At 42.6% G+C, this 13335-nt stretch carries 16 protein-coding genes; 7 read left to right on the forward strand and 9 right to left on the reverse strand.

Annotated elements, in window-relative coordinates:
• Positions 1–7 precede the first annotated feature (7 nt).
• From sbcD to QRN39_RS03540, 3 genes are read left to right on the forward strand one after another with little or no spacing between them, the layout of a single operon-like run.
• Positions 8–1183: an exonuclease subunit SbcD gene (gene sbcD, locus QRN39_RS03530; protein WP_044139868.1), complete on the forward strand. Its 1176-nt coding sequence runs from the start codon at positions 8–10 to the stop codon at positions 1181–1183.
• Positions 1180–4575, forward strand: a complete 3396-nt coding sequence (locus QRN39_RS03535) for an AAA family ATPase (RefSeq protein ID WP_284906207.1) — start codon at positions 1180–1182, stop codon at positions 4573–4575. The genes sbcD and QRN39_RS03535 overlap by 4 nt, the downstream gene beginning before the upstream one ends.
• Positions 4576–4594: 19 nt before the next feature.
• Positions 4595–4894, forward strand: a complete 300-nt coding sequence (locus QRN39_RS03540) for a hypothetical protein (protein WP_106029934.1) — start codon at positions 4595–4597, stop codon at positions 4892–4894.
• Positions 4895–4939: 45 nt separating this feature from the next.
• Here the strand turns inward: QRN39_RS03540 and QRN39_RS03545 are convergent, their stop codons facing one another.
• The 8 genes from QRN39_RS03545 to QRN39_RS03580 all read right to left on the reverse strand — a co-directional run bounded on the left by QRN39_RS03545 (position 4940) and on the right by QRN39_RS03580 (position 8406).
• Positions 4940–5158, reverse strand: coding sequence for a spore germination protein (locus tag QRN39_RS03545; protein WP_003211468.1), 219 nt, complete (start codon positions 5156–5158; stop codon positions 4940–4942).
• Between the two features lie 22 nt (positions 5159–5180).
• On the reverse strand, positions 5181–5612 hold the full coding sequence (locus QRN39_RS03550; protein WP_050945359.1) for a spore germination protein GerPE: 432 nt from the start codon (positions 5610–5612) through the stop codon (positions 5181–5183).
• On the reverse strand, positions 5612–5788 hold the full coding sequence (locus QRN39_RS03555; RefSeq protein ID WP_003210893.1) for a germination protein GerPD: 177 nt from the start codon (positions 5786–5788) through the stop codon (positions 5612–5614). Before QRN39_RS03555 ends, QRN39_RS03550 begins: the two co-directional genes overlap by 1 nt.
• The gene (locus QRN39_RS03560; RefSeq protein WP_003211179.1) at positions 5785–6399 is read right to left on the reverse strand and encodes a spore germination protein GerPC; all 615 of its coding nucleotides are present in this window, start codon (positions 6397–6399) and stop codon (positions 5785–5787) included. The genes QRN39_RS03555 and QRN39_RS03560 overlap by 4 nt, the downstream gene beginning before the upstream one ends.
• Positions 6400–6430: 31 nt before the next feature.
• Positions 6431–6664, reverse strand: a complete 234-nt coding sequence (locus QRN39_RS03565) for a spore germination protein GerPB (protein WP_003210877.1) — start codon at positions 6662–6664, stop codon at positions 6431–6433.
• Positions 6665–6678: 14 nt separating this feature from the next.
• Entirely contained in the window at positions 6679–6900 is a 222-nt protein-coding gene (locus QRN39_RS03570; RefSeq protein ID WP_003211745.1) for a spore germination protein, read from the reverse strand.
• Positions 6901–7027: 127 nt separating this feature from the next.
• Positions 7028–7189: an aspartyl-phosphate phosphatase Spo0E family protein gene (locus QRN39_RS03575; RefSeq protein WP_012009503.1), complete on the reverse strand. Its 162-nt coding sequence runs from the start codon at positions 7187–7189 to the stop codon at positions 7028–7030.
• A gap of 122 nt (positions 7190–7311) precedes the next feature.
• On the reverse strand, positions 7312–8406 hold the full coding sequence (locus tag QRN39_RS03580) for a CotH kinase family protein (RefSeq protein WP_284906208.1): 1095 nt from the start codon (positions 8404–8406) through the stop codon (positions 7312–7314).
• 205 nt (positions 8407–8611) lie between these two features.
• Between QRN39_RS03580 and QRN39_RS03585 the strand changes: the two genes are divergently transcribed.
• The 3 genes from QRN39_RS03585 (at position 8612) to QRN39_RS03595 (ending at position 10704) form a co-directional block, all read left to right on the forward strand.
• Positions 8612–9211 (forward strand): CotG/ExsB N-terminal domain-containing protein, encoded by a 600-nt coding sequence (locus tag QRN39_RS03585; protein ID WP_080984795.1) that lies wholly within the window; start codon positions 8612–8614, stop codon positions 9209–9211.
• Between the two features lie 126 nt (positions 9212–9337).
• Complete coding sequence (locus QRN39_RS03590; protein WP_050945352.1) at positions 9338–10243, forward strand: fumarylacetoacetate hydrolase family protein; 906 nt, start codon at positions 9338–9340, stop codon at positions 10241–10243.
• A gap of 92 nt (positions 10244–10335) precedes the next feature.
• The gene (locus tag QRN39_RS03595) at positions 10336–10704 is read left to right on the forward strand and encodes a YisL family protein (RefSeq protein ID WP_003212021.1); all 369 of its coding nucleotides are present in this window, start codon (positions 10336–10338) and stop codon (positions 10702–10704) included.
• A gap of 38 nt (positions 10705–10742) precedes the next feature.
• Here the strand turns inward: QRN39_RS03595 and QRN39_RS03600 are convergent, their stop codons facing one another.
• Positions 10743–11270 carry a DUF2777 family protein gene (locus QRN39_RS03600; RefSeq protein ID WP_284906209.1) on the reverse strand — a complete coding sequence of 176 codons (528 nt, stop codon included), beginning with the start codon at positions 11268–11270 and terminating at the stop codon, positions 10743–10745.
• A gap of 155 nt (positions 11271–11425) precedes the next feature.
• Here QRN39_RS03600 and asnB point away from each other — a divergent pair, with 155 nt between their 5' ends.
• On the forward strand, positions 11426–13267 hold the full coding sequence (gene asnB, locus QRN39_RS03605) for an asparagine synthase (glutamine-hydrolyzing) (RefSeq protein WP_284906210.1): 1842 nt from the start codon (positions 11426–11428) through the stop codon (positions 13265–13267).
• Positions 13268–13335 lie beyond the last annotated feature (68 nt).

Below are 13335 nucleotides of genomic sequence, written 5' to 3' on the forward strand. Positions count from 1 at the left end.
GAATCACATGAGGATTCTGCATACAGCGGATTGGCATTTAGGGAAAACCCTTGAAGGTCGAAGCCGGCTTGATGAGCAAGCACAGTTTTTAGATGAACTGTATCAAATCGTGAAAGACGAACACATTGATGTCATTGTGATGGCCGGTGATGCCTTTGATACTGTGAATCCGCCTGCTAGAGCAGAGCAGCTTTTTTATGAAAGTCTATCTGCCTTATCTGATAAAGGAAAACGCCAGGTAGTGGTCATTTCAGGCAACCACGATAATCCGGATCGTTTATCAGCCGCATCACCTTTAACAAATGATCAAGGGATTCATTTAATTGGATATCCGACAAATGACATCATCCGTGTCGATGTTCCTTCTGCGGATGAACGTTTATCCATTGCAGCACTCGCTTATCCGTCTGAGGCGAGACTAAATGAGGTGCTAGCTGAAACATTTGAAGAGAAATTGCTTCGTGATCATTACAATTTAAAGATTCAACAAGCGTTTCAACATTTAAGTAATCAATTTCAACCGGATACGGTCAATATGGCAACAAGCCACATTTATGTGGCAGGGGGGAGTCAAACAGATTCAGAAAGACCGATTGAAGTAGGCGGCGCATATACTGTTGCGGCTGAAAGCCTGCCAGAATCCGCTTGCTATGTTGCACTTGGTCATTTGCACAGGCCGCAAACGATCAAACGTGCCAAAACGATTGCTCGTTATTCTGGATCACCTCTTGCTTATAGCTTTTCTGAATCAGGTTACGCCAAATCAGTCACAATTGTAGAGGCAAAACCGAATGAAAAAGCGAGCTGGAAAGAAGTGTTTCTATCAAGCGGAAAACCACTTATGAAATGGAAGGCGACTGAGGGACTGAGTCAAGTGTACGAGTGGCTGGATGAAAAACGGGATCTTCAGGCATGGATTGATCTAGAGATTCATTTAACAGATCAGCTCTCTATTGAAGAGATTCATCAGCTCCGAAAGCAGCATAGTGGGTTTGTTCACATTCGTCCAAAGTTCAAAGAACTACAGCAAATAGAAGAGCAAAAGCAAGTGGAAAAACTCTCGATCGAAGAGAGGTTCGTGAAGTTTTATGAGCGCCAGACAGGTGGCGGTCTGCCTGATGAAAAAACAGTCAAACTGTTTTTAGAGCTAGCCAATGATATGCAAGAGGAGGAAGCGACTTGAAGCCGATTACGCTGACCATTAAAGGACTTCATAGCTTCAGAGAAGAACAAATAATTGACTTTAGCTCATTATGTGATGCGGGTGTGTTTGGCATATTTGGACCGACAGGAAGTGGAAAGTCTTCCATATTAGACGCCATGACACTGGCACTCTATGGCAAAGTGGAGCGTGCGTTAAATAATACACATGGTATTTTGAACCAAGCGGAAGAAAAGCTGTCGGTTTCCTTTACATTTGCTTTGCAAAAGGAACACCACATTTCTTATAAAGTTGAACGTGCTTTCAAACGAGCGGATGAAATGAAAGTCAGAACGACATTATGCCGCCTAATTGAAATCGGTGATACGCAGACAGTTCTCGCAGATAAAGCGAGTGAGGTGAATCGTAAAGTAGAAGAACTACTCGGATTAACCATTGATGACTTTACCCGTGCGGTTGTCTTACCTCAAGGGAAGTTTGCAGAATTTCTCTCCCTCAAAGGGGCAGACAGACGTCAAATGCTTCAGCGGTTATTTAACTTGGAGAAATATGGAGATCAACTCGTCAAGCGATTGCGTACAAAGGCTCAAAAGCATTATGGGCAAAAAAATGAACTGCTAGCTGAACTGAATGGTTTAGGAGAAGCTGGTCCAGAGGCGCTGGCAAAAGCAAAGGAAGCAGCTGAGCAGGCAAAGGCTATTTTTCATGAGAAAAAACAAGCGCGGGACAAAGCGTTCACTGCTTTTACAAAGGCGCAAGCGATCTGGCAGTATCAAAAGGAACAAGAAGCTTACGAGACTGAACAAAACAAGCTGAATTTACTGGCACCATCAATAGAAGAGAAAAAGACGAAGCTCCATATCGCAGAGCAGGCAGAGACGCTAAAGCCCTATGCGGATGCATTGACAAAGGCTGAAAAACAGCTTTCTCAAGCATCGAAAGAGAAACAGGAAGCAGAAAAGCAGCTGCAGCATCAACGAACGATCTATGATCAAATGGCGCGGGAGTATGAGCAAGCCCGGCAAAAGAAAATAGAGACAGAGCCAGACCTTCTCCAAAAGAAAGAACAGCTGATTCAGCTAAAAGAAATTGAACGTAAAAAAGAAACAGCTCTTCAGGAAAAGACGAGCATAGAGCGCCAAAAAAATGAAAAAGCGCAGCAGCTCCTCCAAAAGAAGAAAGAAGCGGAGAATCTCCAATCTCTATTAGAGCGTGCACTAACGAAACAAACACAGCTGAAAAATGAGCTGGAGCAGTTACAAGTTTCAGTGAAAGAACGCAAAAGTGTACAGGATGCTTTACGTTTAAGTGAAAATGTTGAAAGAATAAACCTTAGTATTCAAAAGGAAAAGCAAAAGCTGGAGGAGCTCAACAAGCGAGCCTCACAGTCTTCAGAAGCATATGAAAAGCTTCAAAAGCAGCAAAACGACCATTATGAAAAAATAGACCAATCGTTTCAAGCAATTGAACACCTCTATTTTTATGTATGTGAACTCGAACGAGCTCTGACAGAATGGAGTCAAAAAGAACAACAACAGAAACTCGAAAAATTAAAGCAGCGTGATGCGGTAAGGGCGGCAGAATTAAGAAAAGAATTAGCGGCAGAGCTAGTAGATGGTGAGCCATGTCCGGTTTGTGGGTCGATTCATCATGATCCAAAGGCTTTGCAATCCAATGACCATGAAGAAACCGTGGCACAAGTCGATGAAGTCATTCAACGGATGGACAAAGAGCTCAAGCAGGCAGAGGATTATGGGAGAGACATGTATGCCGCAAAGCAGCTTCTCGAAACGCATGCCAATCAATTAGTGAAGCAATTCGCTTTCTTATCTCAGAAAGCCCCTGGAGCGGAAGTCGCTGCAGCAGTAGAAACGGTACAAAATTCGCAGTCTTTGCAGGGTCTGGTGCAAGAATGGAAAGGCATAAAACAGGATACTCAAGAAGTTGAACATAAACGAGCTCGTTTAATGGATGAAACGCATGATCAAGTAGCAGAGATGAGCAAGATAAAAGAGCAAATGACTTTTGAACAGCAGCGCATCGAAGAATTAGAGGTGCTGATCAAAGAGTTTGATGCTGAGCTTTCAGAGCAAACGACTCAATTTGAACAGACCTTCCCGCATCTTACATTGAATCAAGTACAAGAAATGCAAAAGCAAATCGATGAAAAGGACCAACAAGCGGAAGGCTATAAAGAACGTATTGAGAAAAGCATTACGTTTTTGGAAGAAAAACAGCTAGCAAAAGAGCAGCTGCAGACAGTGATATACAATGTCGAGAAAGAACTTGATAAACTAGCGCATCAGTTAGAAAGTCAGCAGCAGCTTATCCAACAATATGAAACAGATTTAGGCCGATATCCATTAAAAGCTGCCTCTATTTCTGATGAACTTATAGAGGTTGAACACACCCTTTCTCTTCTTAATGAAAAAGAGCAGCAATCGTACAAGCAATTGCAGCACGCGCAGCAGTTGTTTAGTGAGGCGCAAAGTCATTTTTCAAGCAGTGAGCGTCAGCTTCAAGAGGCGAACAGGCGAAAACATGAAGCAGAAGCAGCATGGGAAAAACAAGCAGAATCTTCTCCTTTTCATATGCCGCAGGAAATTGAGTCTGTTTCAATGGAACAGCCAGTACGTCAATCGGTCAAACAGGAAATTGAGGAGTTTGAGGATAAAAGAAAGGAATGTGCCGCAAACTTAAAGCGAATTTCTGAATTACTGAAAGAAGAGTCACTGGATGAAAAGCAGTGGACAGACATTCAGCACAGAAAAGCTGCAGTTGAAAAAGCATTGGAAGAAGCGACAGCAATGAGTGGGTCCGCACATGAACACCTGCGTGTGATTGAAGAGAATCATCAGCGCTTTGCAAGTATTCACGAACGATTGGAAGCACTGCAGGAAGAAATTGATCGCCTTGATAAACTGCAAACTGTTTTTAAAGGGAATACGTTTGTTGAATTTTTAGCAGAAGAACAGCTGGAAAGTGTCAGTCGTGATGCATCCGCCCGCTTAGGTATGTTGACGAGACAAAGATATGCGATTGAGGTCGACTCAGAAGGCGGCTTTGTTATGCGAGATGATGCAAATGGCGGTGTTAGGCGTCCCGTGTCCAGCTTGTCCGGCGGGGAAACCTTCTTGACATCACTGGCGCTTGCCCTTGCTCTTTCTGCACAAATTCAGCTGAGAGGTGAATTCCCACTGCAATTCTTTTTCCTTGATGAAGGATTCGGTACGCTCGATCAAGACTTGCTTGATACGGTCATTACCGCATTAGAAAAGCTACAGTCTCACAATTTAGCAGTTGGTGTTATTAGCCACGTGGAAGAATTGAAAATGAGACTACCGAAGAAACTGATTGTTCATCCAGCAGATCCAAGCGGGAAAGGGACAACGGTCTCAATGGAATTAATGTAAATGTTGAGGTGATGACAGGGTGGCAAAGCAAACCATTGGATTATGTGAGCTGTGCGGAAGACAACATGTCCTGCTCACAGAACACCACTTAACACCAAGAGAAGAAGGTGGGGCTTTTTTACCGACTGCCTTCCTGTGTATCCCCTGCCATAAACAAGTGCATGCCCTCTTTACAAACCAGGAGCTTGCCGTGCGCTTGAACACACTTGATGCACTAAGGCAGGATGAAAAGCTTGCTTCGTACATCAAATGGATTCGAAAACAGCCGGCAAGCAAGCTGGTTAAAACAAAAAAATCGAGACAACGCAGAAAAAAATAAGCATAAAAAGCGCTCCTCTCATGAAATGACTGTAGAGGAGCTGCTTTATGCATTGCCTACCATATTCTGATCATTTAAGTCAGGATCCACATAGTTGGTGGCGCTAATGCCATTATTTAATATCAAGAAATCTCCGGTATTCCCCGCTCCAGAGCCTAAAGCAGATTTTGACGAACTTTTAGGTGAAAGGTAAAATGAGTCACCGACGTTTACGACGCCTCCAGAAATAGAGTTAATGTAAATGGGTCCGACAATTGCTGGCATAATCGACATCCTTTATTCGAAGTCATATCACCATCATATGCGCAGGTAGGTCCACTTGTGAGTTTGGCGGACTTTCGTCGTTGCTAAATAACTCTCGAATATGCTTCACTCGCGCAACGGCATTCATTCTACAAGTAGAGCCGATTTGATAGACAGAGGACGATGATACCCCTTCTACATGTATCGAAGAAACTTTAATCACAGGCTTTTCATGGTAAAATGCCGTTCTAACTGATCGTTCTGGCAGCATCAATGGAATCGGCTCAAAATATACTTCAAATTCTTTCGCATTTAAGTTTTCTGCTTCATAGCCATAAAACAAACTAAGCGTCCGTTGAACAGCTAACACCTTGACCTTCGGGCATAGCTCCTGTGTATCACCAATTTGAACGACACTCGAAATCCCGACAGAATTCACCTTCGAGAACTTCACTTGAGATGTGCGCTTAATCATTATCGAGGTGCCAGAGGAACAAACGGGCCAATGATCAAAGATTCTGGCGGTGTATCAAAAATGGAGGATAATTGTACATGATCTGTGTCCCCGATGATAAATAGGGAAGAGGACGAAACCCCAACTACTTTAATGCTTCCGGTCTCGATGTTGCGGTTGACGACTGTGAAATTCATCCGTTTTCCTCTCCTTTCGTTTCATTTGGAATATGGGCTAAGAAGTGCTCAATCGCTCGTTTAACATCATGCTTCACATATTCAGCAATTTGCTCTGAACGCTGCAGCGGAGTCATATCTTCCCGGTGCGGGAGCTGTCCTGCATAGTATTTGATTCTGCTGTCAATTTGCTTGCGAATATCCTCAATGATGTGGTGCTTGTTGCTTTCATCAAGAGACCCTTCATATCGCTGCTCCAGCTCTTCAAGAAGTTCTGGCGCTTCTTCATTTAAGAATGCGTCGACAAGCTGGCGTGTTTGATTGAAAAATTGATCAGCCGTTTCTTGCTGCATCATTCCAATGCCCGGGGTTGTTGTTTGGCCCACTTCAAAGTTTTGAACACTGTTTGGATCAGATGGATTGAGGCCGATATTCAGCGTACCTTCCAGCCGCTCGATTTTCAGTTGATCAAATTGATAATCAATCCGTTCAATCGTCGTTGTCGGTTTATCCTTGATCATTTGCATTTCCTGCTGAAGTTCGTTAAGCCTTTTTTCAAGCATCATGATTTGTTGTGTTTGTTTTTGAATGATGCCATACACTTGTGAAGCGTTGCTTTGATAGTCATACATTGACATACACCTCCGGGGATTGCAGATGAACTTAGGTTGTTGGTGACTGAAGCGGTACAAAAGGTGCTGTGCTTGCGCCTTGGGATTCTTCAATTCCTTGTGTGCCTGCTGCGGCAGGTGCTGCTTCTACGTAGCTGCCCGTGTTATACAGATTAGAAAGAGCTTTAATTGAACCAGCGCTCCCAATTTGCAGCACAGAGGAGTTACTGACAGACTCTACACGCAAATAATTAATTTGTATCGCTTGATTAATATAGAAGTTCAACGGATTCTCACTCCTTACAAGTTACCAACAAGCGGTTGATCAATGACATCACTGTCGTACGTATTTGTCACACTTTTATAGTTGCTAATGCGCAATTGATCACCAGTGTTAAAACTGCCTGCGCCAGCAAACGTTTTAACCTGACTATTTGGAGAAATGGTGATGCAGTCTCCAACATGAACGACTCCGCTCGTTCCGACGGCATTTACTTTAAAGGCTCCAACAATAGCCGGCATAGCGGTGCACATCCTTTATAAAAATAAGGCACTTTGTTTTTGGGCGTTTCACCATAGCTTATGATGGGTCTTTTAATGTGTGATTGTCTTTTTGAAAGCTTTTGATGAGAGGAATGAGGTGTATGGTTTACCCTTTTTTAGAGCATTCATTCGAGGTATATTTGATGCCTTTATTTAAGAGTGTGTCAAGCTCTTGACTGCACCTGATGGTTTCTTCGGCATTCATCCCGAATTTTTTTGCGGTCTCAATTAAATGTAATCTTTTTTGTTCAATTTCATAATTGATCATAACGGACGCCAACTCTCACATTTTTTATCAAATAGAAGGATATGGTTAGTATACCCTATTTTTCTATAAAAAAAGTTGTTTCGTCAATATGAGTAATAAAGTGACAAAATTCGAAAGCGTCCTTACGTGCGATCTCTCTCTTTTCTTATTTCAGCCTGTAAATAACGTCGTCTTTTGTTGATATACTGCCGGATGACCTCTCGTTCTGATTGTAGGATGTCTTTTCTATTTCTCGTATAAGGATCATCTCCGATTCGGTTTTCAATAGAAGCATGCCATTTTTCAATAATTGGACAAAGCCAGTCTTCTAAAAAATGTGTATCGAGTACGTGCTGGAAAAGCGTGTAATAGGCTCTCTTAAACGAAGGGATATCTAGTAATCTAGCAGTTAAAGTATTAAAGCCGCTTACTGGAATATAATCAAACGCCATTTCTTCTCCATGAATGTCACGGCCCCATGTCGCATCATAATCCCAAGGAAGCACTTGGAACCTGCCTTGTTCATTCACATAAAGAGCGTAGTTATGGACAAAGCCGTCAAAGTTTTGTGTGCACACAACACCAATGAGCCAGCGGAAATACTGGGTCACATCTAGGTAATGCTCAATCTTTTCTGCAAATATGTCATCTTTCGCTGTGTTGAGAAAGTAAATAAATTCACTTAGCTGCTGATCATGTTGAGAAGTCCCTGTTTTTTTCTCGTACCCGAGGAGAAGGTGTTTTTTTGGCTTTTTATCAAATGAACTCAAAAGGGAAAAGTTGGCGTCGTCATCGACTGCATAATAAATGCCGCCTCCTGAAAGCTGTCTTTTCTGAAAAAAGTGCTCATCGACGGATTCTATTTTTAAATAAATGCCTTCTTTTCTTCCGTTTATAGTGAGAAACACATGAGACGCAGCAGGGCTTAGCACGCCCATTTGCTCAAAGAAATAAAAGGACAGCCTGTTTCGGATAAACGAAGGGTCATTGTACTCCGCATTTAAATGAAAGATGGATTCGCCTTGTCTTTGCTTTGGCTTTCGATATTCAATTTGATAGGACTTTTTCTTAAGTTTCCTAATATGAGACCCTCGGTATGAAGCATAAATGTGCGATTTGATCTGGCCGGTTTTCAAAATGGCCTCAACAGGTTCGTCGTTCCATATGTCTTTTCTTAATTCAATCAGGTCCTTTGGATGAATCCAAATATCCATTTGCTTTAAAGGTTCTGTAGTCATGCGTTCATCCTCCTCCTATGCTCTTCTTTACGATATGAAAATGAAGGAATGTCCTGTACCCGTTTGTTAGGTATTCATGGAGTTTTAAAAGAAAGGGGCATCCGCCAAGAACACTTGTCTACCAAGTCTCGTAACATAAAGCAGAGAAGATAAACAGTTTGATCTGTTTGTTTTGTCAAAGTATAGACTGGGAGGGGAATCGTTCGTGAGCACATTTGATCATTCACATATTGAACATGCAGTGGATTCACTTCGAAGTGAAGGACGTGATCATCACTTAGATCGTGAGCCAGAATCGAGACGATCGCATAAGTCAGCTCGTTCTCGTCATTCAAATCGCGGTCATTGGTTCTTTGGCGGTGGTGGACGCCGTAAATCATGTCGCAGTAAAAAAAGCTACAGAAGCCATCGTTCAAAGAAAAGTTATCGCTCGAAGAAAAGCATGAAGAGTAAAAAGTCATATAAAAGCAAGAAATCTTGCAGAAGCAAAAAGAGCGAACCGAAAAAGTCATGTCGCAGCAAACACAGATCCCATCATAAGAAAAGCTGCCGCAAGTCACACCGCAGCAAATGCAGATCGCATCATAAGAAGAGCTGCCGCAAGTCACATCGCAGCAAGCACAGATCGCATCATAAGAAGAGCCGCAAGTCGCGCCGCAGCCATCGATCTAAGCGATCTCATCACCATAGAAGCAGTCGCTCTTGCAAAAGATGTGGAAAGAAAAAGCATCATTCCCGCAGCAGAGGAAATGTTGATCGTAAATGGGATCAAGGGAACATGTGGGAGTATCGCCGCTACCGCTAAACATCAGATCATCTTTTTTGAAACCCTTTTTAAAAGAGAGTATGATAAAAAAGGGTTTTTTTTATTTCATAGAGAAATAAAATGAGACATCATCACTTAGCGAAATGAAGATTGTGAGGGGAAAACATGAAGTTTTTTACAGGTGAGATACATAGCAGGATGTTTATCGGGGTAGTCATTGATGATGAATGGGTCATGGACGTCAAAAAGGCAGAAGCCAAATTATTTGAGCTTGAGACACTGCCAAACTCTTTAGCTGAATGTATTCATATGGGGGACAAGTTTGTTGAGCATGTCAAACAGCTCCTTGACTGGGCTGAGAAAAAAGAAGAGGATCGCGGTTCTTATGTTTATCCGCTGTCGGACGTGAAACTCCATGCGCCGATTCCAAAGCCAGCTAAAAACATTATGTGTGTTGGAAAGAATTATCAAGATCATGTCATGGAGATGGGAAGTGTAGCGGATATTCCTAAAGATGTGATGATCTTTACAAAGGCACCTACTTCAGTCGTTGGACATGAAGCGGATATCCTCCTTCATGAAGATGTGACGAGTGAACTGGATTATGAAGGAGAGCTTGCGATCGTGATGGGCAAATCAGGGAAGAATATTGCACCTGAAGAAGTCCATGATTATCTATTTGGTTACACCATTTTAAATGACGTAACGGCAAGAGATTTACAGAAAAAACACAAACAATTTTTTATAGGGAAAAGCTTAGATACAACCTGCCCGATAGGACCTTATATTGTACATAAGTCTGTGATCGAGGATCACGGCGCGCTCCATGTGGAAACAAAGGTTAACGGAGAGGTTCGCCAGTCTGCAAGTACAGAATTAATGATTTTCTCCATCGAGAACATTGTGTCTACTCTTTCAAAAGGGATGACACTAGAAGCTGGTGACATCATTGCAACGGGAACACCTTCTGGGGTTGGCAAAGGCTTTGAACCGCCTAAATTTTTAGCTTCAGGGGATCGAATCGACATCACGATTGAACCGATTGGGACGCTATCAAATCGCGTCAAATAAAGAGTGAGATGACACAGGATTGTCGCTTTGTGTTCGACTTATTTCGTGGTACGATGAGAAGGTAATTGTTCTGATAAAGGGGGAAATAACAGATGGGAACGCATTTACATATTACAGCATGGGTGCTAGGAATTATTTTATTCTTCGTGGCCTTTGCTCTAGCAGGTAAAAACGACAAAGGTGCTAAAATTGTGCACATGATTGTCAGACTATTGTACTTGATCATTATCGCCACAGGCGTAGAGCTGTATGTTCGCACAGGAATGAAGATTCCAGGTTTCGGTGGCGAGTATATCGGTAAAATGATTTTCGGTATCCTTGTGATCGGCTTCATGGAAATGGTTCTTGTACGCAAGAAAAAAGGAAAATCGGTGACTGGTGTATTGATTGGTTTTATCGTACTCGCGATTGTGACCATTCTTCTCGGGTTACGTCTGCCAATCGGTTTCCATATCTTTTAACATAAAAAGGACATTGCTTATACGAAGCAGTGTCCTTTTTATATGCCTTCAAATTGCGAAACTGACCGGTGACCGTCAGAAGTGGTCCATTCAAAACGAATTTGACCTGCGGCGGAGTCGTGGTGACATTGAAGGGCAAGTGATTGTGTATCTGTCGAAAACTGAAAGAAAGAAACTCGTTGAAAAGAATGAAAGGACGAGAAAACACAATCGTAGACGGAAAAGCCAAGCTGTTCTATCTGTGCAGTGATTTCATAAAAGACGTTTTCAGGAACAAACATGAGAAGGTCAAGCAAGCCTTTGGCAAGTGATGCCGTATATTGAATCTCCTCACCGCCCCGTACTTCTAACAGCTGTCCACTTTCATGAAGGATCATGGAGCCGAGCAGTTCCCCTTTTGTCCACCTGTCATTTTCCTTCAAATAGATCATCGTGCTTTGAAGACTTTCTGGTAGCATGATTTCTCCTTCTTCATCTTCAATCAGACAATGCCCGTTTTCAATGAGTAAATACCCGATGCACCATCTTCGGCTGCAGCGTTCAAGCTGCCTCATTCGTTTTTCCATTTGCAGACGCTCCTTTCCTCTTTCTTTTCTTACCAAATCATGCTTGTCCTATACGCCCGAGAAAAAAGGACAAATCAACTATCAAGGAGACGATGCATAAACTAAGAAAGGCTGAATGAGAACACTTGAGGAAAAACGGATGGGAGCTGATGATGATGTGTGGAATAACAGGCTGGGCAGACTTTAAAAAGCAGCTCATCCAACAGGACCATGTAATCAATCAAATGACAGATACATTATCTAAAAGAGGGCCAGACGATACAAATACGTGGAAAAGTGAGCACATTCTATTTGGGCATAAAAGATTAGCGGTTGTAGATGTAGAAGGCGGAAAACAGCCGATGACATATACACATCAAAACCATGCTTATACCGTTGTATACAATGGAGAGCTTTATAACACAGAGGATATAAGAAAAGAATTGTTAAAAAGAGGCCACCGTTTTCTTGGGCATTCTGATACAGAGGTACTTCTTCACGCCTACACAGAATGGAAGGAAGAGTGTGTGACCCATTTTAATGGTATTTTTGCATTTGCGATTTGGGATAGTGAGCGTGAATTATTATTTGCAGGGAGAGACCGGCTCGGCGTCAAGCCATTTTTCTATACAGAACGTCATCATTCCTTTTTATTTGGTTCAGAAATCAAAGCGCTTCTTGCTCACCCTGATATGAAAGCAAAAGTCGATCATGAGGGATTATCGGAGATTTTTGGTTTAGGACCGTCTAGAACACCAGGGCAAGGAGTGTTTAAAGGGGTAAAAGAGCTGAGACCTGCTCATGCCTTGACCTTTTCAAAAAACGGATTGCGTGTGTGGAGATACTGGAATGTCAAAAGCAAGGCGCATACGGACTCGCTCGATGACACAGCACAGCACGTCAAGGATCTCTTTACAGATGCCGTCACAAGGCAGCTCGTCTCTGATGTGCCTGTTTGTACATTTTTATCGGGGGGCGTTGATTCGAGTGCCATTACCGCCATTGCCGCTAAGCACTTTGAGAAAATAGGGAAAGCACCGCTTCATACGTATTCGGTTGACTACGAAGGGAATGATCAATTCTTTGAAGCAAGTCAATTCCAGCCAAATGCGGACGGTCCATGGATTGACCACATGACCAAGGCGTTTCAAACGAATCATCACAGCTGCATCATTGGACAAAAGGAGCTGGCTGCTTATTTAAAGGAAGCGGTTGAGGTCCGAGACTTACCGGGTATGGCAGATATTGATTCTTCCTTGCTTTGGTTCTGCCGAGAAATTAAAAAGGACTTTGTGGTTGGTTTGTCAGGTGAATGTGCGGATGAAATTTTTGGAGGCTATCCTTGGTTTCATTCGGCAAATGAAACGAATGGTTTTCCTTGGATGAGATCGACGGAAGCTAGAACGCAGCTCTTACAAGACTCGTGGCAAAAGAAGCTGTCACTAAAAGAATATGCACAAAGCAAATATGAAGAAACCGTGGCTGAAACGCCTCTTTTAGATGGAGAAACTGGAGTAGATAAAGCCCGGAGAGAACTTTTTTACTTAAATATGGTCTGGTTTATGACAACGCTGCTAGATCGAAAAGACCGAATGAGTATGGGGGCGAGTCTTGAGGTACGTGTACCATTTGCGGACCATCGTCTTGTCGAATATGTATGGAATATTCCTTGGGAAATGAAAATGCATGGAAATCGTGAAAAAGGAGTTTTACGGAAAGCATTAGAGGGAATTTTACCGAATGAAGTGCTTTATCGCAAGAAGAGTCCTTACCCGAAAACACATCATCCAGCCTATACTCAGGCTGTAAAAGAGATGTTAACAGACTGCCTTGCGCAAAAAGATTCTGTCCTTCACGAATTTCTAGATCCGAATCAATTAAAGCAGCTGATTGAAACGGAAGGAGCTTCCTTTCAAGTGCCTTGGTATGGCCAGCTCATGAAGGGCCCGCAATTAATCGCTCATCTGGCGCAAATTCATCATTGGTTTGAAACGTATCGAATTGATATAGAAGCGTAATAAAGGGTCGGCTTTCTTACATTTGTTGAAGGGAAGCCGGCTTTTTTTGATACATAACATGAGACGAA

The organism is Bacillus sp. lyk4-R2A-2, assembly GCF_030209735.1.
GTDB lineage: Bacteria > Bacillota > Bacilli > Bacillales > Bacillaceae > Bacillus > Bacillus pumilus.

Coding starts and splice junctions, on each gene's coding strand:
- sbcD (WP_044139868.1), top strand. CDS start 8: ATGAGGATTCTGCATACAGCGGATTGGCATTTAGGGAAAACCCTTGAA.
- QRN39_RS03545 (WP_003211468.1), bottom strand. CDS start 5,158: ATGCCAGCAATTGTCGGACCCATTTACATTAACTCTATTTCTGGAGGC.
- QRN39_RS03550 (WP_050945359.1), bottom strand. CDS start 5,612: ATGATTAAGCGCACATCTCAAGTGAAGTTCTCGAAGGTGAATTCTGTC.
- QRN39_RS03555 (WP_003210893.1), bottom strand. CDS start 5,788: ATGAATTTCACAGTCGTCAACCGCAACATCGAGACCGGAAGCATTAAA.
- QRN39_RS03560 (WP_003211179.1), bottom strand. CDS start 6,399: ATGTATGACTATCAAAGCAACGCTTCACAAGTGTATGGCATCATTCAA.
- QRN39_RS03570 (WP_003211745.1), bottom strand. CDS start 6,900: ATGCCGGCTATTGTTGGAGCCTTTAAAGTAAATGCCGTCGGAACGAGC.
- QRN39_RS03575 (WP_012009503.1), bottom strand. CDS start 7,189: ATGATCAATTATGAAATTGAACAAAAAAGATTACATTTAATTGAGACC.
- QRN39_RS03580 (WP_284906208.1), bottom strand. CDS start 8,406: ATGACTACAGAACCTTTAAAGCAAATGGATATTTGGATTCATCCAAAG.
- QRN39_RS03590 (WP_050945352.1), top strand. CDS start 9,338: ATGAAGTTTTTTACAGGTGAGATACATAGCAGGATGTTTATCGGGGTA.
- QRN39_RS03595 (WP_003212021.1), top strand. CDS start 10,336: ATGGGAACGCATTTACATATTACAGCATGGGTGCTAGGAATTATTTTA.
- QRN39_RS03600 (WP_284906209.1), bottom strand. CDS start 11,270: ATGGAAAAACGAATGAGGCAGCTTGAACGCTGCAGCCGAAGATGGTGC.
- asnB (WP_284906210.1), top strand. CDS start 11,426: ATGTGTGGAATAACAGGCTGGGCAGACTTTAAAAAGCAGCTCATCCAA.